Annotated in this window: 22 protein-coding genes and 2 tRNA genes; 10 read left to right on the top strand and 14 right to left on the bottom strand. The window is 66.7% G+C overall.

Annotation, left to right across the window (positions count from 1 at the left end; all coding sequences use genetic code 11):
- Positions 1-94 precede the first annotated feature (94 nt).
- Together GO488_RS01845 and GO488_RS20040 are read right to left on the bottom strand one after the other, a co-directional pair.
- Entirely contained in the window at positions 95-535 is a 441-nt protein-coding gene (locus GO488_RS01845; protein ID WP_162316105.1) for an Hsp20/alpha crystallin family protein, read from the bottom strand.
- 126 nt (positions 536-661) lie between these two features.
- On the bottom strand, positions 662-955 hold the full coding sequence (locus tag GO488_RS20040; protein ID WP_162316104.1) for an acyl-CoA dehydrogenase family protein: 294 nt from the start codon (positions 953-955) through the stop codon (positions 662-664).
- Positions 956-1069: 114 nt separating this feature from the next.
- Here GO488_RS20040 and GO488_RS01835 point away from each other — a divergent pair, with 114 nt between their 5' ends.
- From GO488_RS01835 to GO488_RS01820, 4 genes are all read left to right on the top strand, one after another.
- On the top strand, positions 1070-3034 hold the full coding sequence (locus tag GO488_RS01835; protein WP_162316103.1) for a 3-hydroxyacyl-CoA dehydrogenase/enoyl-CoA hydratase family protein: 1965 nt from the start codon (positions 1070-1072) through the stop codon (positions 3032-3034).
- A gap of 244 nt (positions 3035-3278) precedes the next feature.
- Positions 3279-3353: transfer RNA gene (locus GO488_RS01830), tRNA-Glu, on the top strand.
- Between the two features lie 234 nt (positions 3354-3587).
- On the top strand, positions 3588-4769 hold the full coding sequence (glmU, locus tag GO488_RS01825; RefSeq protein ID WP_162316102.1) for a bifunctional sugar-1-phosphate nucleotidylyltransferase/acetyltransferase: 1182 nt from the start codon (positions 3588-3590) through the stop codon (positions 4767-4769).
- A gap of 63 nt (positions 4770-4832) precedes the next feature.
- On the top strand, positions 4833-5018 hold the full coding sequence (locus GO488_RS01820) for a DUF7576 family protein (protein ID WP_162316101.1): 186 nt from the start codon (positions 4833-4835) through the stop codon (positions 5016-5018).
- 12 nt (positions 5019-5030) lie between these two features.
- On the opposite strand, the gene GO488_RS01815 is transcribed toward GO488_RS01820, so the two are convergent.
- The 4 genes from GO488_RS01815 to GO488_RS01800 all read right to left on the bottom strand — a co-directional run bounded on the left by GO488_RS01815 (position 5031) and on the right by GO488_RS01800 (position 10264).
- Positions 5031-5603 (bottom strand): DUF21 domain-containing protein, encoded by a 573-nt coding sequence (locus GO488_RS01815; RefSeq protein ID WP_162316100.1) that lies wholly within the window; start codon positions 5601-5603, stop codon positions 5031-5033.
- A gap of 228 nt (positions 5604-5831) precedes the next feature.
- Positions 5832-5906 (bottom strand) — tRNA-Glu (locus tag GO488_RS01810).
- Positions 5907-5973: 67 nt separating this feature from the next.
- Positions 5974-7107, bottom strand: coding sequence for a helix-turn-helix transcriptional regulator (locus GO488_RS01805; protein WP_162316099.1), 1134 nt, complete (start codon positions 7105-7107; stop codon positions 5974-5976).
- A 49-nt stretch (positions 7108-7156) separates the two neighbouring features.
- The gene (locus GO488_RS01800) at positions 7157-10264 is read right to left on the bottom strand and encodes an FAD-binding and (Fe-S)-binding domain-containing protein (RefSeq protein ID WP_162316098.1); all 3108 of its coding nucleotides are present in this window, start codon (positions 10262-10264) and stop codon (positions 7157-7159) included.
- A gap of 205 nt (positions 10265-10469) precedes the next feature.
- Between GO488_RS01800 and GO488_RS01795 the strand changes: the two genes are divergently transcribed.
- The 4 genes from GO488_RS01795 to GO488_RS01780 are packed head-to-tail and all read left to right on the top strand — an operon-like array spanning position 10470 to position 14455.
- Complete coding sequence (locus GO488_RS01795; RefSeq protein WP_162316097.1) at positions 10470-11585, top strand: branched-chain amino acid ABC transporter permease; 1116 nt, start codon at positions 10470-10472, stop codon at positions 11583-11585.
- Positions 11582-12868 carry a branched-chain amino acid ABC transporter permease gene (locus GO488_RS01790; protein WP_162316096.1) on the top strand — a complete coding sequence of 429 codons (1287 nt, stop codon included), beginning with the start codon at positions 11582-11584 and terminating at the stop codon, positions 12866-12868. Before GO488_RS01795 ends, GO488_RS01790 begins: the two co-directional genes overlap by 4 nt.
- The gene (locus GO488_RS01785) at positions 12861-13703 is read left to right on the top strand and encodes an ABC transporter ATP-binding protein (RefSeq protein ID WP_162316095.1); all 843 of its coding nucleotides are present in this window, start codon (positions 12861-12863) and stop codon (positions 13701-13703) included. Before GO488_RS01790 ends, GO488_RS01785 begins: the two co-directional genes overlap by 8 nt.
- On the top strand, positions 13700-14455 hold the full coding sequence (locus GO488_RS01780) for an ABC transporter ATP-binding protein (protein WP_162316094.1): 756 nt from the start codon (positions 13700-13702) through the stop codon (positions 14453-14455). Before GO488_RS01785 ends, GO488_RS01780 begins: the two co-directional genes overlap by 4 nt.
- 33 nt (positions 14456-14488) lie before the next feature.
- On the opposite strand, the gene GO488_RS01775 is transcribed toward GO488_RS01780, so the two are convergent.
- The 4 genes from GO488_RS01775 to GO488_RS01760 form a co-directional block, all read right to left on the bottom strand.
- Positions 14489-15895, bottom strand: a complete 1407-nt coding sequence (locus GO488_RS01775) for an ABC transporter substrate-binding protein (protein ID WP_162316093.1) — start codon at positions 15893-15895, stop codon at positions 14489-14491.
- Between the two features lie 110 nt (positions 15896-16005).
- Positions 16006-16746 carry an FAD-dependent thymidylate synthase gene (gene thyX, locus GO488_RS01770; protein ID WP_162316092.1) on the bottom strand — a complete coding sequence of 247 codons (741 nt, stop codon included), beginning with the start codon at positions 16744-16746 and terminating at the stop codon, positions 16006-16008.
- Positions 16747-16796: 50 nt separating this feature from the next.
- Complete coding sequence (locus GO488_RS01765) at positions 16797-17453, bottom strand: RAD55 family ATPase (RefSeq protein ID WP_162316091.1); 657 nt, start codon at positions 17451-17453, stop codon at positions 16797-16799.
- A 13-nt stretch (positions 17454-17466) separates the two neighbouring features.
- A complete protein-coding gene (locus GO488_RS01760; RefSeq protein ID WP_162316090.1) occupies positions 17467-18051 on the bottom strand; it encodes a HalX domain-containing protein in 585 nt (194 codons plus the stop codon).
- Between the two features lie 130 nt (positions 18052-18181).
- Between GO488_RS01760 and GO488_RS01755 the strand changes: the two genes are divergently transcribed.
- Positions 18182-18757, top strand: a complete 576-nt coding sequence (locus GO488_RS01755) for an MBL fold metallo-hydrolase (RefSeq protein ID WP_162316089.1) — start codon at positions 18182-18184, stop codon at positions 18755-18757.
- A gap of 16 nt (positions 18758-18773) precedes the next feature.
- On the opposite strand, the gene GO488_RS01750 is transcribed toward GO488_RS01755, so the two are convergent.
- Positions 18774-19589, bottom strand: a complete 816-nt coding sequence (locus GO488_RS01750) for an ATPase (protein ID WP_162316088.1) — start codon at positions 19587-19589, stop codon at positions 18774-18776.
- Positions 19586-19855 carry a DUF5827 family protein gene (locus tag GO488_RS01745; protein ID WP_162316087.1) on the bottom strand — a complete coding sequence of 90 codons (270 nt, stop codon included), beginning with the start codon at positions 19853-19855 and terminating at the stop codon, positions 19586-19588. Before GO488_RS01745 ends, GO488_RS01750 begins: the two co-directional genes overlap by 4 nt.
- 82 nt (positions 19856-19937) lie before the next feature.
- Here GO488_RS01745 and GO488_RS01740 point away from each other — a divergent pair, with 82 nt between their 5' ends.
- On the top strand, positions 19938-21620 hold the full coding sequence (locus tag GO488_RS01740; protein ID WP_162316086.1) for a sensor histidine kinase: 1683 nt from the start codon (positions 19938-19940) through the stop codon (positions 21618-21620).
- 58 nt (positions 21621-21678) lie between these two features.
- Here the strand turns inward: GO488_RS01740 and sod are convergent, their stop codons facing one another.
- Both sod and GO488_RS01730 read right to left on the bottom strand, forming a co-directional pair.
- Positions 21679-22290, bottom strand: coding sequence for a superoxide dismutase (gene sod, locus GO488_RS01735; protein ID WP_162316085.1), 612 nt, complete (start codon positions 22288-22290; stop codon positions 21679-21681).
- A gap of 175 nt (positions 22291-22465) precedes the next feature.
- Positions 22466-23869: a cryptochrome/photolyase family protein gene (locus GO488_RS01730; protein ID WP_162316084.1), complete on the bottom strand. Its 1404-nt coding sequence runs from the start codon at positions 23867-23869 to the stop codon at positions 22466-22468.
- Positions 23870-23961: the final 92 nt, after the last annotated feature.

Here is a 23961-nt window from a genome sequence, read left to right as displayed (position 1 = left end):
CGGCGGACATACCCGATATTCGTAGCCGGAGCGGCATAAAATGGAAGGTGTCTCGGACGGGGACCGCAGAGACCGCTCGACGGCCGAGGGTCCGTCAGTCGATGTCGATGCGGTGGCCCTCGGAGACGGGTTCGGCTTTCCCGACGTGGACCGTCAGCACGCCGTTGGTCATCGAAGCGGAGACGTCCTGGTCGTCCACCTCGCTCGGAAGGCGGAGCCGACGGGAGACCGACTTCTGAGAGCGTTCGCGTCGAACGTAGTTCGCCTCGGACTCGTCTACCTCTTCGCTGCGTTCGGCGTCGATACTGAGCGTCTGGTCGGTGATGTACACGTCGACGTCGTCTTTCTCGAAGCCGGGCAGGTCGGCGGTGACGACGAACTCGTCGTCCGCGTCGACGAGGTCGATCCGGGGGAGCGGCATCTCGGTCGACCACGTCTCTAATCCGGTCCCCCACCGCTGGGCGGCTTCCTCGAACTGCCTGCTCATCTGGTCGAGCCACGTCTCCATGTTGTCGAGCGGTGACTGTCGAGTCATCGGCCTCTGAGAGGCCCGGGCGACGCTTAGTTACCCAGTGGGTACGGAGAGAAGGGCCGTCGTGACGGCGTTGCACTCGCGTTACCGCGAAGGTAAGCCGGGCTTTGGCTGCTCGCGACGGTCACGCTACACCATTCCCTCGCCGAGTAGCTCCCGGGCGATGATGTTCTTCTGGATCTCGGTCGTCCCCTCGTAGATCTGGGTTATCTTCGCGTCGCGGTAGAAGCGTTCGACGTCGAAATCGTCGACGTAGCCTGCGCCGCCGTGGATCTGGACCGCCTCGGCGGCTTTCTCGACGATCTCGCCGGGAAACTTCTCTTCGCGGTCGTACTCCGTGGCGACGGGCGCGATCTCGTTCTCGACGAAGCGCCGTACCTCGTCCCGAATCTGACGCTGTTCGTCGGACAGTTCGAAGTCCATATGAGGTGTGTTCACGTGACGCTCAGTTAATGATTCGTAATCTGAGATAAACTCCACAGAGGTTTTTCGGTGAGAGAAACGTTGAAACGTGGGCCGGCAGTGGGGACATATGTCATGGATTTCGAGGACATCGAGACGGTCGCGGTGCTCGGCGCGGGCAACATGGGTCACGGAATCGCCGAGGTCGCCGCGCTCGCCGGCTATCGAGTGCAGATGCGCGACATCAAGGAGGAGTTCGTCCAGGACGGCTACGACAACATCGAGTGGTCGCTGAACAAGCTCGCCGAGAAGGACCAACTCACCCAGGAGGAAGCGGACCAGGCGCTCGACCGCGTCACCGCGCTCGTCGACGTCGAGGACGCCGTCAGCGACGCCGACGTCGTCATCGAGGCCGTCCCCGAGAAGATGGAGATAAAGAAGGACGTCTACACCGACGTCGAGAAGTACGCCAAGGACGACGCCATCTTCGCGACGAACACCTCCAGCCTCTCGATCACCGAGCTCTCGGAAGTCACCGAACGGCCCGAGCAGTTCTGCGGGATGCACTTCTTCAACCCCCCGGTCCGGATGCAGCTCGTCGAGGTCATCTCCGGGGAGTACACCGCCGACGAGACGCTCGACACCATCGAGGAACTCGCCGAGGCGTTCGATAAGACGCCGGTCCGCGTCCGCAAGGATTCGCCCGGCTTCATCGTCAACCGCATCCTCGTCCCGCTGATGAACGAGGCCTGCTGGCTCGTCCACGACGACGTCGCCAGTATCGAGGAGGTCGACTCGACCACGAAGTTCGACATCGGCCTCCCGATGGGGTCGTTCGAGCTCTCGGACCAGGTCGGCAACGACGTTGGCCTGCACGTCCTCGAGTACATGCACGAGATGCTCGGCGACGCCTACGAGCCGTGTCCGCTCTTAGAGCGGAAAGTCGACAGCGAGGAACTCGGGAAGAAGACCGGCAAGGGCTTCTACGACTACGACGACGGCGGCGCAGAGATTCCGACCGACGCCGGCCGCGAGGACGTCGAGAACCGTCTGCTGGCCGTGATGGCCAACGAAGTCGGCAAGCTGGTCGAGAACGACGTCGCGCCCGTCGCGGACATCGACGAGGCGGTCATGCTCGGCGGCGGCTTCCCCGAAGGCCCCGCGAAACTCGCCGACAAGGCCGGTTTGGACTCGCTCGTCGAGACGCTCAAGACCGTCCACGAGGAGACCGGCGAGGAGCGCTACGAGGTCTCCGATGGCCTGCGCTCGGCCGCCGAAGCGGGCGGGTTCTACGGCGCTGACGAGGACTCGGAAGCGACGTTCGAGAACATCAACGTCGCCGACGTCGGCGAGATGGTCGGCCACATCGAGCTCGACCGCCCCCACCGGATGAACACCATCAGTCGAGAGCTGATGGACGAGCTCGCGGACGCGATCGACATCCTGAGCGACGACGACGAGATCCGCGCGATACTGCTGACGGGTGCCGGCGACAAGGCGTTCTCCGCCGGGGCGGACGTTCAGTCGATGGCCTCCAACGCGTCGCCGCTGGAGGCCGTCGAGCTCTCGAAGAAGGGACAGGAGGTCTTCGGCAAACTGGAGGAGTGCCCGATGCCGGTCGTCGCCGGCATCGACGGCTACGCGCTGGGCGGCGGAATGGAACTGGCCACCTGTGCGGACCTCCGCGTCGCCTCGAAGCGCTCTGAACTCGGCCAGCCCGAACACGACCTCGGGATCATGCCGGGCTGGGGCGGCACGCAGCGACTCCCCAACATCGTCGGCGAGGGCCGCGCCAAGGAGATCATCTTCACCGCCGAGCGCTACGACGCCGAGGAGATGGCCGACTTCGGCTTCATCAACGAGGTCGTCGGCAACAGCGAACTCGAAGACCGCGCGTTCGAACTGGCCGCCGACCTCGCCGCCGGCCCGCCGATCGCACAGAAATACACCAAGCGCGCGATGCTCGCCGGCCGCGACGACACCGAAGCGGGCCTCGCGGTCGAGTGTCAGGCCTTCGGCCAACTCTTCGGGACGGAGGACATCATGGAGGGCGTCACGGCGTTCATGGGCGACGGGGAGCCCGATTTCCAGGGGAAATAGGGCGAACGTCGAGAGAGCTCGCTCTCTCGGAAGGGAACCGGACTTCCAAGGGAAGTGAGGTGACCGCTGTCAGAGCGTAGCTCTGATCGAACTGCGCGGTGATACCGACGCATTCGTTTTCCACGACCGCACGCCGCCAGTCGTCGAACGGCCTCGGAGACGGACCAGGCGGCGCGTGTGACCGCGCCTCAGAGAGCCGGGATTTCGATGGGGTTAAATTGGAGCACCCGAAACGCCAGAATGCGCTCGGTTGGTGTAGTCCGGCCAATCATCTTGGCCTTTCGAGCCGAGGACATGGGTTCAAATCCCATACCGAGCACGTTTCTATCGACGTAACGGAACAGTAGAGCGTCCGCGACGTTCTCAGGCGTTACGAAATCGGGAGCGGCGACAGCTAACTCGCCGACGGGTTCGAACACCGACGGCGTCCAGCCGTCGAGGCTCGAACCACTTCGCGACAGCCTACCGATACCGAGTGCGGATGTCGCCGAAACGAACAGTAAGAGAGTGAAGGCAGTAGCTATTTCCCCAATCCACGAGACAGACGGACCACATGCAAGCAGTCGTTCTCGCGGCCGGGGAAGGTACACGGATGCGTCCGTTGACCGCGAACACGCCGAAACCCATGCTGCCCGTCGCCGACAGACCGCTCGTCGCCCACACCGCCGACATGGCCATCGAGGCCGGGGCCGACGAACTGATCTTCGTGGTGGGATACGAGGCAGATGCCGTCCGGTCGTACTTCGGCGAGACGTACCGCGGTGCGCCGGTCTCCTTCGCCGTCCAGGAGGAACAGCAGGGGACGGCCGACGCCGTCAGCGCCGCGTACGAATACTTAGACGGACCGTTCGCGGTTCTCAACGGCGACAACCTCTACGACGAGGAGAGCATCTCGACGCTGTTCGACGCCGCCCCCTCTATCGCGGCGTTCCGCGTCGGCGACCCCTCGAACTACGGCGTCCTCTCGACGGACGGCGACAGCGTCACGGATATCGTCGAGAAACCCGAAGACCCGCCGACGGAACTGGCGAACGCCGGGGCGTACGTCTTCCCCGCCGAAGCCCGGGAGTGGCTGGACGTCCCACTTAGCGACCGCGGCGAGCGCGAGATCACCGACGTGGTCGCCCGTGTCATCGAGGAGCGCTCGGTCACGGCCGTCGAAGTCGACCGATGGCTGGACGTGGGCCGGCCGTGGGAACTGCTCGAAGCCAACGAGTGGAAACTCGACGAGCAGACCCGCCGCGTCGACGGCGACGTCCGCGGCGACGCGGAGCTCCGCGGCAACGTCGTCGTCGAGGAAGGCGCGGTCATCGAGCCGGGCGTCACCATCGAGGGACCGGCGCTCGTCCGGTCGGGCGCTCACCTCGGGCCGAACGCGTACGTCCGCGGCGCGACGATGCTCGGCGAGAACGCGCATATCGGTCACGGCGTCGAGATCAAGAACACCGTCGTCATGGCCGATTCGAACGTCCCGCACGTCTCCTACGTCGGCGACAGCGTGCTGGGCCACGACGTGAACTTCGGCGCGGGAACGCAGGTGGCGAACCTCCGCCACGACGGCACGGAAGTGAAGCTGACGGTGAAGGGCGACCGCGTCTCGACCGGCCGTCGGAAGTTCGGCGTCGTCGCGGGCGACGGCGCTCGGACGGCCATCAACACCAGCCTCAACCCCGGCGTCGTCCTCTCTCCCGGCGCGACGACGACCCCCGGCGAGAGCGTCACTCGGGACCGGTAGGGCGACCTCGCATCCGCGGCGATTCTATGGGATTAAGTAGGGCGGAACCGACGCACAGGTAAGATGGTCGACCCAACTTCGGACCACCACGAGGACGTCGACGAGGAGGAGGCACCGAACTGCGAGGTCTGTGGCGATGCGATCGCGAACGAGGTCACACACCGGGTAACGACGTGGATCGCCGACGACAGCGTCCAGACCGTCCACTTCTGTAGCGAGGACTGCAAGGCCGAGTGGGACGAGTCCTGAACCGGCTCACTTCTACGGACGCTCCGCCTCGTCGCGGCCTCCCCGTTGTTTGGCGTCGGTCGCGCCCGCCGGACCGTCCACTTCGTCGTACGTCTCCTCGATGGTCTGTTGTCCGCCGATACGCGTCGAGATCCACCGAGTGAACGCGTCGAAGACGGTGACGACCGGATACAACAGGAGCTCGACGTATCGCAGCGGCGTCACGACCCGGAGCGCGAACGTCTGCGCGTGACCGAGTCCGTAGGACTTCGGGACGATCTCCCCGGCGACGAGGACGACGCTGGTGGCCAGTAGCGTCGTCAGAACCACCGCGACGCTCGACTGGAACTGCTCGACGAACACCGCGGTCAACAGGCTCGAAAGGGCGATGTTGACGACGTTGTTCCCGACGAGAATCGTCACGAGGAGCCGATGCGGGTCCGCCAAGACCTCCTCGGCGGCGGCCGCTCGCGGGTCCGTCGTCGCGGCGGTCGCCAACCACTCTCGCGAGAGCGAGAACAGCGCCGTCTCGCTGCTGGAGAAGAAGGCGCTACAGCAGAGCAGTACGACGACGGCGGCGAGCGTCGGCAAGACGGGTGTCGACATACACCTACGGACGGCGGGTCGTGTGAAAGAATCGACGAACCGCTCGCGGTCCCGATCTCGGTAGTCAACGGCTTTGCTATCGCTCGGTACGTCGATTAGGAAGAAATGCTCCGTCAGGGATTCGAACCCGATGCCGAACCTCGCTGCGCTCGGTTCGCCGTGATTCGAATCCCTTCGTCGCACTCGACGTTGGAATTACACACCGTTCGACACGTTGGAATAGAGAAGTGCTCCGTCAGGGATTCGAACCCTGGTCATCACCGTGAGAGGGTGATATGATTGGCCGGACTACACCAACGGAGCGTACATTGAATCGGAGGACGGAGATACGTATAATGATTGTGTTTCGGAAGCGCTCTGTGTGGGTTTCTCACTCCTCTTCGAAGGGGGAGCCGGCGGCGTCGGGTTCCTCGCCGGCGAGACTGATGATGTTCTCTCGGCCGACCCGGAGCTTGCTGATCTCGCCGTCGTCTTCCATCTCCGAAAGGAGCATGCTGACCTTCGACTTCGACCAGTCGGTGGCGTCGACGATGTCGACCTGTTTCATCCGGCCGCCGTTGGCTTCGAGCAGTTTGAGGACGCGAGCGTCGTCGGTGAGCAACTCGTCGTCGGCGACCGCCGGTTCGGGTTCCGGTTGGGACGGCGCTCTGGATCGGCTACCGGGTGTCGTCTCGGTGGGCGTTCCCCCGGTATCCGTGCCTCCGCCTCCCAGAGCGGCTTCGGCGACACCGGAACGCCACGCCGCGACGGCGACGGCTCCGAGCGCGAGGACGACGACGCCGACGACGAGGGGCAGCATGTCGCCGGCCAGCAGCGAACCGCCGCCGGAACCGGGCTCGTTCGCCAGCACGACCTCTCGCGGCCCGAGTTCGACGTATGGTCGCCGGTCGGTGAAGGACCGCTCGCCGACCCAGGTGACGGTCTCACTCTGGGCGAGCGAGCCGGGCTGGCTCCGCGAATCCGGCGACGGCTGGGCCTCCGCGAACCCCAGTCCCGGTCCTCGTTCGACGACCATCGACTGGTTCTGTCCGATGTAGAACCCGCCCTGGAAGACGTCGCTGACGACGACCCGCTCGCCGGTCGCGTTGGCGAAGTTCGTCCAGAGGAACGACATGCGAACCGTCCCCGTGCTCTGGACGGGGTTGACCGAGGCCGAGCGGTCGAACGTTCGCGCGCCCATCGCTCGCCCCGTCTGGTTGGTCCCGTACTGCGTGAGCAACCCGGCCTGCTCGACGAAGTCGACGTACAGCTCCGTCTCGTTGTTCTCGAACTCCTCGGCGAAGGCCTCGAACGTCTCCTGTTCGGACTCGTTGGTCAGCGGCGTCTGGTGTTCGATGGCCCACGTCGCGGAGCCGTTCTCGTACACCGTCACGCGGAACGTCGTCTCCGTGAAGCCGTCGGGAGTCTGCACGCTCGCCGGTTCGGGCGCGCTGAGCGCGGGTCCGGCGGCGAGGCTGGGAACGAGCAGAAGAGCGACGACGACGGCGGCGGCCGCGCGAGACATCTAGGTCTTATGACCCGAGGACAGCATAAAAGCGCTGTGAATGGTCCCCCTACCGTCTGACGCCGCCGACGGCGTCGGCCAGTTTCTCGACCGGATGGGTGGGCTTACTCCCCCGCGGTCGGTCGCTTAACTGGGTCCGGCAGGACGCGCCGGGTGCGACGACCGCCTCGCCGGCGCTCCCGTCGACCTGCTCGTAGAGGATGCGAGCGATGGCCTTGCTCATCGAGTAGTGCTCCGCCTCGTAGCCGAAGCTGCCGGCCATGCCACAGCACCCCGAGTCCAGCGGGTCCACCTCGTAGCCGGCCCGCCGGAGGACGCCGACGGCGTGGTGGTCCTTGCCGACGGCCTTCTGGTGACAGTGGCCGTGGTAGGTCAGCGCCGCCCCGTCGGGCTCCCAGTCGACGCCGGCGTCGAGCGCGAACCGGTCGAGGTACTCACAGAGGCCGAAGGCGTTCGCGGCCACCGTCGTCGCCGCGTCGTGGTCGTGACCGAGGAGGTCCAGGTAGTCGGACTGGACCATCACCGCGTCGGAGGGCTCGACGGCGACAACGTCCCAGCCGTCCCGCACCTGAGGAGCGACGGCCGCGACGTTTCTCGCCGCTCTGTCGCGGGCCACGTCGACGAACCCCTTCGAGTGGGCCGCCCGGCCCGAGGCCGTCACGTCGTCGGGAACCCGAACGTGCACGTCCGCCGCCTCCAGAACTTCGACGGCCGCGCGGAGGACCGCCGGGTCGCTGTAGTTGTTGTAGGTGTCCGGGAACAACAGCGCCCGGCGCTCGGCGTCGGCCTCCGCCACCTGCGGCCCTCTGTCGGACCACCAGTCCGTGAACGACTCGGACTCGAACGTCGGCAGGTCCCGCTCGCGGGCGATGCCGAGCAACTTCTCGCTCACTACGCCGCTGCCGGGGAGCCGCTGCGCCCAGTTCGAGAGCGGCGCGAGCGCGCTGCCGGCCTTGCTCACCGTCTCGATGTTGGCGAACAGCCGCTCGCGGAGGCTCGCGCCCTCCCGCTCGTGACGGGCGTGTTCGACCTCGACTTTCAGTTTCGCCATGTCGACCTCGCTCGGACAGTCCTTCGCACAGCCCTTACAGCCGATACAGAGGTCCATCACCTCCGAGGCGAACTCACCGTCGGTCGGGTCGTCCGGCAGATCGCCGCTCATGGCCTGCCGGAGCATGTTCGCCCGGCCGCGCGTGCTCGTCACCTCCTCGTCGGCCGCGCGGTAGGTCGGACACATCACGCCGCCGGTCGTCTCCTGCGGGCCGCGACAGCCGCCGCAGCCGTGACACAGCTCGACCATCCCCTGCATCCCGTTCTCGTTGGGCCAGGAAAGCGCGGGGTCGAACTCGTACTCGAAGTCGTACTCCGGCGAGAAGCGCAGATTCTCGGTCATGTCGACGGTGCGGGCGCGCCGCGGGGCCTCGCCGGACTCGACGGCCGACTCGGAGACGCCGACGACCTGTCCGGGATTCAGCAGCCAGTCGGGGTCGAACGCCCGCTTGAGGTCCTGAAAGACGCCCCACACCTCGTCGCCGTACAGTTTGTGATTCCACTGCGTGCGTGCGCGTCCGTCGCCGTGTTCGCCCGAGACGCTCCCGCCGTACTCTCTGACGAGGTCCGTCGCGCCGTCGGCGATGGCTTCCATCCGCTCGACGCCTTCGACGGTCTTGGTGTTCACGAGCGGGCGGATGTGGAGACAGCCCGGCCCGGCGTGGGCGTAGAAGGAGGCGAAGGTGCCTTCCTCCTCCAGCAGGTCCTGGAAGTCCGCGACGTACTCCGGCAGGTTCTCCGGCGGCACCGCCGCGTCCTCGATGAAGCTGATGTGTTTGGCGTCGCTGGTCCGGGAGAGCAGAATCGGCAGACCGGACTTCCGGAGCTTCCAGAAGCGCGCTCGCTCGTCGTCGTCGTGGGCCTCGCGGGCGTGGAACGCCCGGACGTCGGCGGCGGTGATGTCGGCCGCGCCGTCGCTCGGATCGCGCTCGGTTGCCACGTCGCCGACTCGGTCGGCCAGCAGGTCCGCCACCTTCTGCTTGCCCTCGGCGTCGTCCTCGGCGTAGAACTCCACGAGCAACACCGCGCCGGTGTCCGCCGGGAGCATCTCGGCGACGAGGTCGCCGAACTCCTCGGTGTCGGCCGCCAGGTCGAGCAACACGTCGTCCAGCACCTCGACGGCCGCCGGGTCGTGGTCGAGGATTGGGGCCACGTCCTCCATCGCCGAGACGAGGTCCTCGTAGGTTAACAGCGCCATCGCCTTCGTTTCCGGGATCGGTTCGAGCGAGACGGTCGCCTCCGTGACGACCGCGAGCGTCCCCTCGCTTCCGGCCAGCAGCCGGGCGAGGTTGACTGTGCCTTCCTCGCCGTACTCGCCGCGGGCCTCGCCGACGAGTCGGTCAAGGTTGTACCCCGAGACGTTGCGTTTCAGCTGCGGGAACGCCGAGTCGACGGCGTCGGTCTCCTCGTCCACGATCCGCGCGACTTCCGCGTAGATCCGCGCTTCGAGGTCTCCCTCCGGGTCACCGTCCTCCCGGAGCGTCTCGACGGCCACCTCGCCGAAGGTGCTGACGGTGCCGTCCGCGAGGACGACCTCGCAGGACTCGACGTAGTGGTCGGTCTTGCCGTACTGCAGCGAGTGCGCGCCGGTGGAGTTGTTGCCGATCGCACCGCCCAACGCGGACTTATCGCCCCACGCCGGGTCCGGCGCGAACTTCAGGTCGTGGGGGGCGAGTTTCTCGTTCAGGTCGCCGAGTCGGACCCCCACGTCCGCCGTCGCGGTTCGGCCGTCGGGGTCGATTTCGCTCACGCCGTCCATGTGCCGCGTGAAGTCGAGGACGACGGCCTCGTTGACCGCCTGTCCGGCGAGGCTCGTCCCGCCGCCGCGGGGGAGCACCGGGGTCTCCCGCTGTGCGCAGTAACCGACGACGGTCGCCACGTCCTCGGTCGACTCGGGGTAGACGACGCCGACCGGCGTCACCTCGTACGCGCTGGCGTCGGTGGCGTACAGCTGCCGGGAGTACTCGTCGAACCGGACGTCGCCCGCGATTCGCTCCGCGAGGTCCGAGACCATGCCCGGCCGCATCACGGCGTCGGTCTGGTAGTCGTAGTCCGCTCGCGCGTCGCTCGCCGGGTCGTCGCTCGGTCCCTGCTCGGTAGCGCCCATGTCCGGTGGTTCGGCCGGGCCGACGTTATACTGTCGGCTGTCGGTAACCGTCAACGTTCCACACGACCCAGTCCGACGAGGTGACCAGCCGTGCCATTCGACAATACGCTGTCATACGCCACCGCTCGATTCCGGATTCCGGGCGCGTAGCGACCCGAAATCACCGGTGAGTTATTTACGTTCGAGTGCAGAAGCACAGCCAACAATGGGAATCGCTGACACAGTCGCGGACGGGCGGCGGGTCGCCATCGAGCGACCCGGGACCGGCGTCGTCGCCGTCGCCGTCGCCTATCTACTGGCCGATCTCGTGACGAAACTCGCCGGGACGACGGTGTACGCGCTCGGCTTCCGCGTCATGGGCGGATCGCTGACCGTGGGGTCGCTCGCGTCGATGGTACTGGACGGCTTACTCGTCGGACTGGCCGTCGGGCTGGCCGGCATCGGCCTCTCGATGACCTACAGCATCCTCGACTTCGCCAACTTCGCCCACGGCGATACGGTGACGGTCGGCGCGTTCGCGGGGTGGGTCACCGCCTTCGTCCTCGCCAACCTGGCGACGAGCGCCCCAATTGCGGACCTGTTCCTGTTCGACGGCGGGCGGCAACTGAGCACCGCCTCGACGTACGCCTTCGTCCTCCTCGGCCTGATCGCCGCCGCCGTCGGCACCGTCGGCGTCGTGTTACTCGTCGACCGCCTCGTCTACCGACCCATGCGCGGCGCGGACAACATCTCGCTGCTCATCGCCTCGATCGGCGTGGCGCTCGCGCTTCGCTATCTCATCGCCTTCGTCTTCAGCACGCAGACCAGCGGCGTCGCCACGGTCGGCGCGCAAATCCAGTTGGGCGCTGGCGTCACCGTCACGGACAACGAGATCGCCCTCCTGGTCGTCTCGGTGGTGCTCATGCTCGCCGTTCACCTCCTGCTCCAGCGGACGAAACTCGGGAAGGCGATGCGCGCGATGGCCGACAACGAGGACTTAGCGCGCGTCACCGGGATCCCCACCGAGCGAGTCGTCCGCCTGACGTGGGTCCTCGGCGGCGCGCTGGCGGGCGTCAGCGGCTACCTCCTCGTGCTGGAACGGGGCACCATCGCCTTCAACTTCGGCTGGATCCTCCTCCTGCTCATCTTCGCGGCGGTCATCGTCGGCGGCATCGGTTCCATCTACGGCGCGATGGCCGGCGGCGTCCTCATCGGCCTCGTCGACAGCCTCGCGCTCATCTGGCTCCCGTCGGGGCTGACCCGCGCCGCGGCCTTCGCCGTCCTCATCGTCGTGTTGCTCCTGCGACCGTCGGGCATCTTCGGGGGGGTGAGCACGGCATGAGCGCCGTCGAGGACGTTCGTGAGAGACTGCTCGCCCTCCCCGACGCCGCGCTCGTCGCCCTGTTCGTCCTCGTCATCTGGCTGGCGCTCTCGATACTGGCCTTCTCCGTCGGCGCGGCCCAGTCCGCGAACCTCGCGGCCGGGTTCGTCGGCAGCGTCACCGTGTTAATCGGGGCCTACGCGCTGCTCACGCTGGCGCTGAACCTCCAGTGGGGCTACACCGGCCTGTTCAACATCGGCGTCGCCGGCTTCATGGCCGTCGGCGCGTACACGACCGCCATCCTGACCGCGCCCGCGAATCCCGGAGCCGGCGGCGTCCCCGGATTCGGACTCCCGCTGTGGTTCGGCCTGCTCGGCGGGATGGCGATGGCCGCGCTGGTCGGCGCGCTCGCCGCCCTCCCCGCGCTCCGACTGCGGGCGGACTACCTCGCCATCGTCACCGTCGCGCTCTCGGAGATCATCCGCCTGTTCGTCAACTGGCAGGGCGTCTCCGAGGTGCAGGTGCTCGGCAAGACGTTCGGCACCGGCGGCGCGACTGGCATCTCCTTTCCCGCACCGGACGACGTGGTCGCCGACGTCGTCAACGGCCTCGGAGGGCCGCTCGTCGCTATCGCCGAAAGCCTCGGCGTCTCCGGACCGAACGTCGTCAACATCGCCTACGGCCTCGCGCTGCTCGCGCTGGTCGTCGGCGCGTACTGGGTGCTGAACCGACTCGCCAAATCGCCCTTCGGTCGCGTCTTGAAGGCCATCCGCGAGGACGAGACGGTGACCCAGTCGCTCGGAAAGGACACCCGCCTGTTCAAGATCAAGGCGTTCATGATCGGTTGCGCGCTGATGGGGCTGGCCGGCGCGCTGTTCCGCGGCGGCGCGGGCTACATCAGCCCCGCGCAGTTCCGCCCGGCCATCACGTTCTACGTCTTCGCCGCGCTCATCATCGGCGGGTCCGGCTCGAACACGGGGAGCGTCCTCGGCGCGGCGACGTTCTCGGCGCTCCTGTTCTACCTGCCCGCTCGCCTCGGCGAGTACTTCCCGACGTTCGGAACGAACGCGCCGGGCAACGTCGTCGAGGCCGTCGCCGCGCTCGGGTCGCTCGACCCGACGCCGCTTCTGGCATACACGATCAGCAACGTCAGCACGCTCCGCTTCGTCCTCATCGGCGTCGTCCTCGTATACATCATCCAGAACTACCCACAGGGGATCCTGGGCAACCGGAGCGAACCGGCGACCAGCGTCGACCTGACGCGACATCGGCCCGCCGACAGCGGGGGTGACGCCGATGAGTGACGCCGAGGCGGTCGGGAGGGAACGCGGTCCGAGCGAGGACGTGCCGACGACCAGCGAGGCCATCGACTCGCCGCTGCTGGAGGTCGAGGGGCTCCGCAAGGAGTTCGGCGGCGTCACCGCCGTCGACGGCGCGTCGTTCCGGGTCGCTCCCGGCTCGTTTACCGGCCTCATCGGGCCGAACGGGGCCGGCAAGTCCACGACGTTTAACTGCATCACGGGCATCCACGACCCGACGGCCGGAACCGTCCGGTTCGACGGGCGAGATGTCACCGGGCTCCCGCCCTACGCGCTGGCCGAGCGCGGCCTCGTCCGCACCTTCCAGATCGCCCGAGAGCTCTCCGAGATGACGGTGCTGGAGAACGTCATGCTCGCGCCGCCGGGACAGGTCGGCGAGTCGGCGATCCGGGCGGTGCTCCCGGGGCTCCGCGAGGAAGTGGAGCGCGACGAGGCCGACGTGGTCGAGGAGGCGTGGGAGACGCTCTCCTTCTTCGAGATCGACCACCTCGCACACGAGAACGCCGGCAACCTCTCGGGCGGTCAGCGGAAACTGCTGGAGATGGCCCGCGTCCTGATGACCGACCCCGAGATGGTCTTACTGGACGAACCGCTCGCCGGCGTCAACCCGACGCTCGAAGAGAAGCTGCTGGACCGCATCGACGAACTCCGGCGAGAGGGGCTGACGTTCCTGCTCGTCGAGCACGACATGGACGTCATCATGGAGCACTGCGAGCACATCATCGTCATGCATCAGGGACGCGTCCTCGCGGAGGGCGACGCCGAGACCGTCCAGCGCGACGAACGCGTGCTGGAGGCGTACCTGGGGGGCGACGTATGAGCCAGCGAGCCACCCGAGCCGAGGACGCGACGCTTCCGGAGACTACCGAGAGCCTGCTCTCGGTCCGCGACCTGGACGCCGGCTACGGCGACTTACAGGTGCTGGAGGGCGTCGACATGGACGTGGGCGACGGCGAGTACGTCGTCGTCGTCGGCCCCAACGGCGCGGGCAAGTCCACCGTCATGAAGTCCGTCTTCGGCCTGACGACGCACATGGGCGGCGAGATCCTGTTCGACGGCACCGACATCAGCGCGCGCCGGCCGGACCAGATAATCCACGAGGGCATCGGGTACGTCCCCCAGACCGACAACGTCTTCGCCTCGCTGAGCGTCCGCGAGAACTTAGAGATGGGCGCGTACATCTTAGACGAGGTGCCCGAGGACCGGATTCGGGCGGTGTACGACCGGTTCCCGATCCTCGGCGAGCGCTCGACCCAGAAGGCCGGGACGCTCTCGGGCGGCCAGCGACAGATGTTGGCGATGGGTCGCGCGCTGATGTTGGACCCCGACTTGCTCCTGCTCGACGAACCGTCGGCGGGGCTCGCGCCCGACCTCGTCGCGGAGATGTTCGACCGCATCGACGGCATCAACGACGACGGCACCGCGATTCTGATGGTCGAGCAGAACGCGAAGGAGGCGCTGCGTCGCTGTGACCGCGGTTACGTCCTCGTCCAGGGGCAGAACCGCTATCAGGACGCCGGCGAGACGCTGCTGGCCGACCAGCAGGTCAGACGGGAGTTCCTCGGCGGCTGAGCCGCAAAGAAGGGCAGTTTTCGGCCGAAGCGGCTACTGGTTCAGCGCGCTGTTCAACTGCGAGGTGTAGGAGGACTGCTGGGACTCGAAGCCGACCTGCTGGACGATAGAGCCGCCCTGTTCCTCGAAGGCGGTGGCGAAGCTCTCCTGGAGCGCCTGCCCGTAGCTGTTGTTGAGATACAGCGTCGAGGCCGAGGACGCGCCCAGTTCCTCGGTGGCGACCTGTGCCAGGACCTGTCCCTGTAACGCGTCGCTCGGCGGCGTCCGGAAGACGAAGTCGTCGTCTTCGAGGTCCGTGATGGCGGGCGAGGTAGAGGCCGGCGAGCAGCCGACGACCTGGTTGTCGACGAGGACGTTCCGGGCGACCTGAATCGTCGCCTCGGAGCCCGCGGCACCGGTGATCATGGGATACCCGGCGCTGACCAGCGAGTTGGCCGCGTTGACGGCCGCCTGCGCCTGCGATTGCGTGTCACCGACCTGCGTCTCGATCGACTGGTCGATGGCGTCCCGGAGCTGGATGGCCGGGAGCAGGGCGGCGTCCCGAATCGGCTGGCCGAGCGGCCCGAGGTCGCCGGTCTCCGGCTGTAGGACGCCGAGCCGGACAGTGCGGTCGCTCCCGCTCCCGCTGGCAGACGGTTCCGGCTGCGGGATATCGCCCGATCCGCCGAAGTCGATGGTGTCCCGCGTCTCGACGCCCGATTGCGTGAAGCCGAACACCTGGTACTGCGCGGAGGTGATGTCGCCCGCTTCGTCGAAGTTGACGTTGCTGGAGGCCCCCGCGTACTCGATGTTCTCGCCGGCGGCTGCCGCCGCCGCGGCGTCGGGCAATTCCGACGGGGTGTAGGTCGTCCCGCCGGGGTTGGCGACGACGCGCATGTGGTCGCGGATCGCCGCCCCGTCGTTCGCGCCGGCCATGAGGTTCGCCAGGATCTGGACCGCGCTGGCGTCGTAGGCCTGCGAGGTGAACACGCCCGCCTGCTCGTAGTCGAACTCCTCTAGGAACAGGTTCGTGAACGTCTCGACGCCTGGCCCCGACGCCGACGGGGCGGTCCCCTGGACGTTCGACATGTCGTTGCCGACGTCGCCCGGGAGGCTGCCGTCCTGTAACCCGTCGGTCACCAGGATGTCGACGGTGTCGTCGCCGTAGTCGGAGTAGTAGTCCTTGAACAACTGGACGCCGCTCTGTGGATAGCCGACGATCATCAACACGTCGGGCGAGTCACTGGCGCCGCCGTCGCCGCCCTCGGTGCCGGTTCCGGTGCTTCCGCCGTCGCCGGTTCCGCCGTCACCGCCGTCGCCGCCGTCACCGCCGTCGCCGCCGTCGCCGCCGTCTCCGCCGTCGCTCGGTTCGGTCGAACACCCGGCGAGGCCGGCGATGCCCAGCGTGCCGAGCGCGCCGGTGCGCTTGAGGAACGTCCGTCTACTGTTATCACGACTCATGTCTGACCGAACTTGTACCCACTAGTAAATATAGGTTGCCCGTCTGCGGGTGCCGTACGGCGGCGTATTGGTCGCTGTGACGGCGAACGGTTCGTCAGCGGGTCGACGTGTCAGGGGGCGAGTCGGTTCTTCCGGTTCTTCATCTCGCGCTCGTAGTGGTCGAACGTGATGGGACACCAGTCGGCCGCGATGTCGAGGAGTTCCTCGGTCATGGTCCTGATCTCCCACTGGGCGTCGGCGGCCGCCCGCATGTCCGCGACGTGCATCAGCATGCGGACGTTCATCGACATGACCATGTTGACTTTCGTCCCGATGGGGAGGACGAACCGGGCGTCCTCCGGCGGCATGCCGAGGTCCAGCAGTTCCTGGTAGGACTCGACGGCGTCGGCGACGGTGTCGCGGAATATCTCCTCGCGTCTCTCGATGTCGTCCTCGTCGGCGTCGCCCTTCTGATTTCGGCCGACCCAGTCGGGGTCCGTCGCCGACGGCGGGACGACGACCATCTCGCCCGCCCGGACGTCGTCGGGGTCCACCTCGTCGAAGGAGACGTACCGCATCGACTGCACGTCGAAGGAGACGTGTCGGTGGCGAGTAATCTGTGCCATACACGACCGCGAGACGCCCTCGACGGCGAACGTGATCTGCGGGTGTTCGAACGGGCCGAAGTGACCGTGCTCCAGTAAGTGGCCGATGAGCGTCTCCTTCTTGGCTTCGAGCGAATCGCCCTCGACCGTCTCCATCGTCGCTTCGAGCGACTGGCCGCCGACGAACTCGTCGCTGTAGTCGTTACGGGCCGCCTTACAGACGAGGTCCTCCGGGTCGTCGGTGGCCTCTAGCAGCGTGACTTCCATACGGGGTGGGAACGCCCGAGGGGCAAAATTCTTCCTCCCCGCGGCCGGCCTTAGAGTCGCTTCCAGTCGGTCGGTTCGCCCGAGAGACCGAGCACGCGCGATTCGCGGCCGCCGCCGTCGGCGTCGCGGACCTCGATGAGCCCGTCGAACGCCTGCTTGATGACCTGAATCGTCTGCTCGTCGTGGGCCCCCGAGTCGATGGTGAAGACGCCGATGTAGTCGGCCGCGTCCAGCCGCGAGGAGAGGACGTGACAGAACTTGAACACCGTCTTCTTGTCCGTGTAGGTGAGCATCGTCGACAGCGAGACGAGCGCTAGCCGGCCCCGCTCGCGCCCCGAGTTGTGGAGGCCTTCGAGCGCCTTCGTGATGCCGATCCCGATGCCCGTGAGGTCGCTGGGCGAGGACACCTGATGGACGTACGCGCCCTCGAAGGAGCCGCCGGAACTGCCCTCGCCGCGGCAGTCGATGACACCGAGCTGCGAGTCGTTCAGTTCCGGGACGAGCTCGCGGAAATCGGTGACGACGTCCTCCGCCTTGTCGCTCGTCGTCACGACGACGGCACCGTCGCCGTTGCGTGCCCCGTCCGCCAGAATGTCGTAGGCGAGTCGCTCCTTCCCGGTCATCGCGGGACCGGAAATGAGGATACTCGACCCGGGCCGTACCTCCCGAAGCGCGTCGAATTCGACAACCGATGAGAGATCGTACATATCATTCACCCCCTCAGTTTTCTTCGCCATTGCTCAGTCCACGTAGCGTCGCGATGAAGTCGTCGTCGTCCTCGATGCCACCGAGCGTATCCGAGAGGCCATCTCGCATCTCTTCGATCTCGTCGTCTAGCTCTTCGTACTGGTCGTTCTCGGCGAGTTCGGCCCCCGACTTGGTCGCCTCCAGCGTCGCTCGCTTCTCGACGAGCGCGTAGTACTCCTGGAGCATCGAGTCGTACTCCGACCGGTCCAAGAGGTTCGTCACCGTCTCGTGGAGCTGCTCGCTCCGGATCGGCTTCGAGAGGTAGGCGTCGAACCCCATCTCCAAGATGTCGAAATCGGGCTCGACGGCGGTCACCATCGCCACGCGGCAGTCGAGCTCCCGCTCGCGGATCCGACTCAGGACCTCGTCGCCCGAGAGACCGGGCATCATCCGGTCCAAGAGGACGACGTCGACGGACCCGTCGAGCAGTTCGAGTCCCTCGTCCCCGTTCTGGGCCATCCGGACCTCGTATTCGCCCTCTAGCCAGAGCTTGTACGTCTCGGCGACATCCGGTTCGTCTTCGACGATCAACACGACGGGCGGGTCCGATTCAGACATGCTGTTCTTACTGTCCTCGTTTCTATATCCACCTACATAGCCCTGTGGGTGTCGGCCGTAGCGGGCACGAAAGGTCCGGTTACCGGCCCGGAGCGACAGCCACATTGGACCCCCCGGCGAACGGGAGAACATGATACGAAACCTCGCTCGGGGCGTCCAGTCGTTCACGAGCAACGCGTTTCTGGTGACGGGCGACCGAACGGTGCTCGTAGATGTGGGCAACGAGTTCGACGTCGTCTCGGCCGTCGAAGACCACGCCGACGGGCTCGATGCGGTCGTGCTGACGCACACCCACTACGACCACGTCGGCAACCTCGGCGACGTCGTCTCCGCGTTCGACGTCGACGTCTGGGGGTACGATACCGAACAGGACGGCGTCACGCGAGCCGTCGCCGACGGAGAGACGGTCCAGTTGGGCGACCACGAGTACGAGGCGCTGCACACGCCCGGACACAAGAACGACCACCTCTGTTTCCACTCGTCCGCTGCGAGCGTGCTGTTCGCGGGCGATCTGATCTTCGCCAACGGGAGCTTCGGACGCACCGACCTCGAAGAGGGTAACCGCGACCAGCTGGTCGAGAGCATCGACCGCGTCCTCGATACCGTGGACGAGAATCTCGGCGAGATGCACACCGGTCACGGCCCGAGCGTCACCGATAACGCGTACCACGACATCGAACTGGCGTGGCAGGCCGCTCGGTTCTGAAGGCTCGTCGAGCGTCTCACTCGAACGCCGTCGCCAGGAGCGCGTCGTAGGCGTGGTCGTAGGCCTCGGCGACGGCCTCGGGGTCCGATCGCGTCTCGCCGTCGAGCGCCGGCAGCCTGACCGCCCCCTTCCGGTCGATGAGGTCGACGACCTTCTCGACGCGCTCCTCTAACTGGCCGTCGCCGGGGCCGCCCGTGGCTATCTCGCAGGCTTTGGCGTAGCGGTCGCCGTCGTAGAAGCGCGCCCGGCCGGGTTCGACGACGGCGACGGCGTCCGGGACGAACCCGTCGAGCGGGCGCGCCACGTCGCCGTAGGACTCCACGACGCTTCGCTCGGTCGCGGCGATGTCCTCGGCGAGCGATTCCAGCGCCTCGGCGTGCATCACGCCCATGAGGTCGTTGAAGTCCGGAACCGACGTGACCCGCGGGGCGGCGTCGAGCGGGAGGCGCTCGGCGACGGCGTCGGGAACGTCGACGGTGCCGTTGACGACGAACTCGCCGTCGCCGTCGGTTCCGACCCTGTCGACGACGAACTGCTGGTCGTCCTTCCCGAGCAGTCCGGTGCTGGGGCCGGGCGAGGGATGCCAGAGGCGGTGAATCGGATTGATGGCCTCCGGTCGGACCTCGCCCGGCGATGCCGCCGCCAGGCGCTTGGCGTCCTTTCCGAAGAGGCGGCCCTCCTCGGTGGCGTACAGGAAGTCGTCGTGGTCGAACCAGTAGTTGTTGCCGGCCCGCGGCTTGAATCCGCGCGCGCCGGTGTGTGCCAGCAGGCCGACGGAGAACGTCGTCTTGCCGGCGTCGACCCGATCGCCGCCAGCGACGAGCAGGTTCATTCGTCGTCGAGCCCGTACAGCCCGACCACGTCCTCGGCGTCCGGTTCCGCGAAGACCAGCGAGTCCTGGTTGAAGATCATCCACGGGATGGCCCAGTCGACGAAGACGGACTCGTTGAACTCGCTCAACTCGGCGTCGACCGGGAGCCCCTGCAGGAGCCGGGCGATCTCGGGGATGGTGTACAGTTTCTCCGGGTCGAGGATGTCTGCCGGTTCGTGCAACTCGAAGGAGAGGATGTCGTCGAATTCGCGCTTCTCGACTGGCATTACCCCGGGTACGCAGAGGCCTTGGGTAAATCCCTCGAAGCCGCCGTAACAACTTTGTTCCCCTACGCTAGGTGATAGATGGATGGTTTCGGTCTTCGTCGGCTACGCGTTCGTGCTAGTGGCCTCGGGGGTGTTCGTCGCCGCGCTGGCGATGTACGCGTGGGACCGTCGAGACCGGGTCGGTGCTAAGCCGCTGTCAGTTCTGTTGATCGGACAGACGATCTGGTGTGGCTGTGCCGCCGCCGCCGTGCTGTCACGAGGGACCTGGTGGGCGCTGTTCTGGTCGCGTGCATGGTACGTCGGCATCGTCGTCACGGTGGCCGGTCTGTTCGTCTTCGCGCTCGAATACACGGGCCACGAGAAGTGGCTCGGGTGGCGAACCTACGCGTTGCTCGCCGTCGAGCCCGCGCTGTTGCTCGCCGTCGCAGCGGTCGCTCCGGAACTGCTCTATACGGTCGAGGGACGGTCCACGGCCGAGATGCTCGGGTGGGTCGTCGTCTCCGGCGACGTGTTCTGGGCGCACGTCGCGTACTCGTATCTGCTCGTGGCCGTCTCCTCGGTCCTGATCGCCCAGTTCGCGCTCTCGTCGGGAGAGCTGTATCGGAAGCAGGTGTACGGCCTGCTCGCCGCGATCGCCGTCCCGTGGACGGGTAACGCGCTCTATCTGTTCGGCGACGTCGGGGTCGACACGACGCCCGTGACGTTCGCCGCGACCGGTGCCGCGCTCTCGTGGGCCGTCCTGCGGGCCGGTTTCCTCGATATCTCCCCGATCGCCCATCAGAAAGTCGTCGAGTCGCTGAACAGCGCCGTCTTCGTCATCGACGGCGAGGGCCGACTCACCGAGGTCAACGACGCGGGACGGCAGTTACTGGATGGGGATGGGGTCGTGAACGAGCCCGTCGCGGACGCCTTCGCGGACTGGCCGGCGCTGCGCGATACCGCCGTCCTCGAGGTCTCCTCGGAGACGCGGACGGAAATCGACCGAGGCGACCGCTACTTCGACGTGCACGTGACGCCGCTGTACGACGACAGGGACCACCGTATCGGGCGGCTGATTCTCGTCCACGAGATGACCGAACAGAAGACGCGCGAGCGCCAACTCGAACACCGTAATCAACAGTTAGACCGGTTCGCGTCCGTCGTCTCTCACGACCTCAGAAACCCGTTGAACGTCGCGGACGGAAGCCTGGAACTCGCGCGTGAGACCGGCAGTCCACAGCACTTCGACAGGCTCGAACGCTCGCTCGGGCGAATGGACCAACTCATCGGCGAGATGCTGACCCTCGCCCGCGGCGGGTCGGTCACCGACGAAGCGACGATATCGCTGGCGGCGGTCGCACAGAAGGCCTGGGGACACGTCGAGACCCGCGGCGCGACGCTACGAGTCGATACCGACCGCGCCGTCGTCGGCAACGAAGAGCAGCTGTTGCAACTGCTCGAGAACGCGTTCCGGAACGGCGTAGAGCACGGCGGCGACGGCGTGACGATGACCATCACGGCCGACGATGACGGATTTTACGTCGCCGACGACGGAGAGGGGATCCCCGAAGCGGAGCGCGAGAGCGTCTTCGAACACGGGTTCACGACGAGCGAGGAGGGGACGGGACTCGGGCTCGCGATTATCGAACACGTCGCCGAGGCCCACGGCTGGCACGCGACGATAACCGAGAGCGACGCCGGTGGTGCGCGACTCGCGATCACGGGCGTTGAGACGAAGACAGACGGCGCGGCGAACGCGGCCGTCGAAGAGCGGTCTCGCAACTGAGCGACTCACTGCTGGCGCTCGACGGTGGGTCTCGAAAAAATATCGCGGTGAGGAGCCGTTACTCGAAGTGACCGACCGCGGTCTGGTACTCGTCTGCGACCTCGTCCCAGTCGACGACCTCGAAGAAGGCGTCGATGAACGAGCCGCGGTCCGGACCGTAGTCGTAGTAGTACGAGTGCTCCCAGACGTCGAGGGCCAGAACGGGATGTGCGCCCCAGAGCGCGCCCTGGTCGTGCTTGTCGACCTTGACGTTGCGGAGTTGCTTGGCAACGGGATCGTAGACCAAGAGCGCCCAGCCGCCGGCGGCCTTCGCGGCGGCCTCGAACTCGCCCTTCCAGCCGTCGTAGGAACCGAAGTCCTCCTCGATGCGGTCGCGGAGGTCGCCTTCGGGTTCGCCGCCGCCGTTGGGGGCCATGTTGTTCCAGAACAGCGTGTGGAGATAGTGACCACAGCCGTTGTGGGTCACGTTCGCCAGCGCACCGCCCGTCGAGGAGTAGTCACCCGACTCGCGGTTGTCGGCCAGCGTCTCCTCGGCCGATTCCAGCCCGTTTACGTAGCCCTGATGGTGGGTGTCGTGGTGCCACGTGAGCACCTGCTCGGAGATGTGAGGCTCCAGCGCGTCGTAGTCGTACGGGAGCGGTGGTAGCTCCGGTTCGGAGTGTTCTGACATATGAAATCTCCTCCACAGAAACCGTCGCGCGGACGACTGTTAAACGTTTAGGAAGCGTATGGTATCACACGGCATAGAGCGCGGGACAGTACGCCGTTTCGCGCTCGTTCAGTCCCTCATCGCTCGCGGGTCACTACGTTCGTCGTTCCGCCGAGAACCGACTCGTTCGCTTCGCTCACTCGTCACCCCTCGCTCGCTCGAACATTTCGATAGCTTCCTCCCGACGCTGGCTGTGGTCTACGATCGGTTCGGGATAGTCGGGGGCCGCATTCTGACGCTGGGTCGGCGACGCCTCGTGCCAGTTGTGGATGATCTCCGCGCCGGCGTCTCGCAGTTCCGGGACGTAGCGCTTGATGTACTCGGCGTCGGGGTCGTAGCGCTCGCCCTGCGTCATCGGGTTGAAGACGCGAAAGTACGGCTGGGCGTCGGTGCCCGTCGAGGCCGCCCACTGCCAGCCGCCGTTGTCGTTGCCCGTGTCGTGGTCGACCAGTTTCTCCCGGAACCAGTCGTAGCCCGCTCGCCAGTCGACGAGCAGGTCCTTCGTGAGGAAGGAGGCGACGATCATCCGGAGGCGGTTGTGCACGAACGCCTCCTCGCGGAGTTGCCGCATCCCGGCGTCGACGATGGGATAGCCCGTCTCGCCGTCCTTCCACGCCTGTAACCCCTCCTCGTCGGTGTTCCACCGGATCTCCGTCTCGTACTCCTTGTAGTTCTCCGTGACGACGTTCGGGTTCGCGAAGAGGACCTGCGTGTAGAACTCGCGCCAGGCGAGCTGGGACTGGAACTCCTCGACGGAGGAATCCCGGTCGCTGCCCGGTTCCGTCGCGCTCCGGGCCTCGGCGGTGGCGTCGTACACCTCGCGGATACCGATGGTGCCGAACTTGAGGTGGGCCGAGAGCCGCGACGTGCAGTCGTCGGCCGGGTAGTCCCGACGCTCCTCGTAGCGGTAGACGTCGTCTTCGAGGAAGGAGTCGAGCAGATCGCGGGCGTGGTCGGTCCCAGCGGGAGGAACGTCCGCTTCGGGTTCGTCGAATCCCAACTCGTCGAGCGTCGGCAGGTCGTCGCCCCCGGCGTCGGCCAGCGCGTCGCGCTCGGGGACGTCGTAGGGGGCGTCCTTCTCGCGGTCGTGCCACTTCCGACCGAAGTAGGTGAAGACGCTGTAGGGCTCGCCGTCGTTGGTCGTTATCTCGCCGGGCTCGTGGAGGACGGCGTCTTGGACCGCCTCGCGGGCCACGTCGGCGGCGTCGAGAGCCTGCCGAACGTCAGCGTCGCGTTCGCGCGCGAGGCCGGAGTAATCCTTTCCCCACGTCACCACGTCCGCGCCGTACTCGTCGGCGAGGTCGGGTAGGACCTCCCGGGGGTCGCCGTGAGCGACGACGAGGTCGCTCCCGCGGTCGCGGTACCACGAGCGGAGGGCGTCGAGCGCGTCGAGCATAAACGCGACGCGGGGCGGGGCGGCGTGGTCGAGGACGGCGGTATCGAAGACGAACGCCGGGACGACGGGGTCGTTCGCGCTCGCCCGCGCGAGACCGGCGTTGTCCGCCGCTCGCAGGTCCCGACGATGCCAGTGGAGGCGCATACGAACGGATGGGGCGTGTCACGCAAAAAGGCGCACCCAACACGGTTTGGCCCGGCGGCAGAGTTATTCCGGTGGCCCCGGTGGTCCGCGAC

This window comes from Haloarcula limicola (assembly GCF_010119205.1).
GTDB lineage: Archaea > Halobacteriota > Halobacteria > Halobacteriales > Haloarculaceae > Haloarcula > Haloarcula limicola.
Note: the sequence above shows the minus strand (reverse complement) of the source record. Positions and strands in the feature narration are given on the sequence as shown.

Coding starts and splice junctions, on each gene's coding strand:
- GO488_RS01845 (WP_162316105.1), bottom strand. CDS start 535: ATGACTCGACAGTCACCGCTCGACAACATGGAGACGTGGCTCGACCAG.
- GO488_RS20040 (WP_162316104.1), bottom strand. CDS start 955: ATGGACTTCGAACTGTCCGACGAACAGCGTCAGATTCGGGACGAGGTA.
- GO488_RS01835 (WP_162316103.1), top strand. CDS start 1,070: ATGGATTTCGAGGACATCGAGACGGTCGCGGTGCTCGGCGCGGGCAAC.
- glmU (WP_162316102.1), top strand. CDS start 3,588: ATGCAAGCAGTCGTTCTCGCGGCCGGGGAAGGTACACGGATGCGTCCG.
- GO488_RS01820 (WP_162316101.1), top strand. CDS start 4,833: ATGGTCGACCCAACTTCGGACCACCACGAGGACGTCGACGAGGAGGAG.
- GO488_RS01815 (WP_162316100.1), bottom strand. CDS start 5,603: ATGTCGACACCCGTCTTGCCGACGCTCGCCGCCGTCGTCGTACTGCTC.
- GO488_RS01805 (WP_162316099.1), bottom strand. CDS start 7,107: ATGTCTCGCGCGGCCGCCGCCGTCGTCGTCGCTCTTCTGCTCGTTCCC.
- GO488_RS01800 (WP_162316098.1), bottom strand. CDS start 10,264: ATGGGCGCTACCGAGCAGGGACCGAGCGACGACCCGGCGAGCGACGCG.
- GO488_RS01795 (WP_162316097.1), top strand. CDS start 10,470: ATGGGAATCGCTGACACAGTCGCGGACGGGCGGCGGGTCGCCATCGAG.
- GO488_RS01790 (WP_162316096.1), top strand. CDS start 11,582: ATGAGCGCCGTCGAGGACGTTCGTGAGAGACTGCTCGCCCTCCCCGAC.
- GO488_RS01785 (WP_162316095.1), top strand. CDS start 12,861: ATGAGTGACGCCGAGGCGGTCGGGAGGGAACGCGGTCCGAGCGAGGAC.
- GO488_RS01780 (WP_162316094.1), top strand. CDS start 13,700: ATGAGCCAGCGAGCCACCCGAGCCGAGGACGCGACGCTTCCGGAGACT.
- GO488_RS01775 (WP_162316093.1), bottom strand. CDS start 15,895: ATGAGTCGTGATAACAGTAGACGGACGTTCCTCAAGCGCACCGGCGCG.
- thyX (WP_162316092.1), bottom strand. CDS start 16,746: ATGGAAGTCACGCTGCTAGAGGCCACCGACGACCCGGAGGACCTCGTC.
- GO488_RS01765 (WP_162316091.1), bottom strand. CDS start 17,453: ATGTACGATCTCTCATCGGTTGTCGAATTCGACGCGCTTCGGGAGGTA.
- GO488_RS01760 (WP_162316090.1), bottom strand. CDS start 18,051: ATGTCTGAATCGGACCCGCCCGTCGTGTTGATCGTCGAAGACGAACCG.
- GO488_RS01755 (WP_162316089.1), top strand. CDS start 18,182: ATGATACGAAACCTCGCTCGGGGCGTCCAGTCGTTCACGAGCAACGCG.
- GO488_RS01750 (WP_162316088.1), bottom strand. CDS start 19,589: ATGAACCTGCTCGTCGCTGGCGGCGATCGGGTCGACGCCGGCAAGACG.
- GO488_RS01745 (WP_162316087.1), bottom strand. CDS start 19,855: ATGCCAGTCGAGAAGCGCGAATTCGACGACATCCTCTCCTTCGAGTTG.
- GO488_RS01740 (WP_162316086.1), top strand. CDS start 19,938: ATGGTTTCGGTCTTCGTCGGCTACGCGTTCGTGCTAGTGGCCTCGGGG.
- sod (WP_162316085.1), bottom strand. CDS start 22,290: ATGTCAGAACACTCCGAACCGGAGCTACCACCGCTCCCGTACGACTAC.
- GO488_RS01730 (WP_162316084.1), bottom strand. CDS start 23,869: ATGCGCCTCCACTGGCATCGTCGGGACCTGCGAGCGGCGGACAACGCC.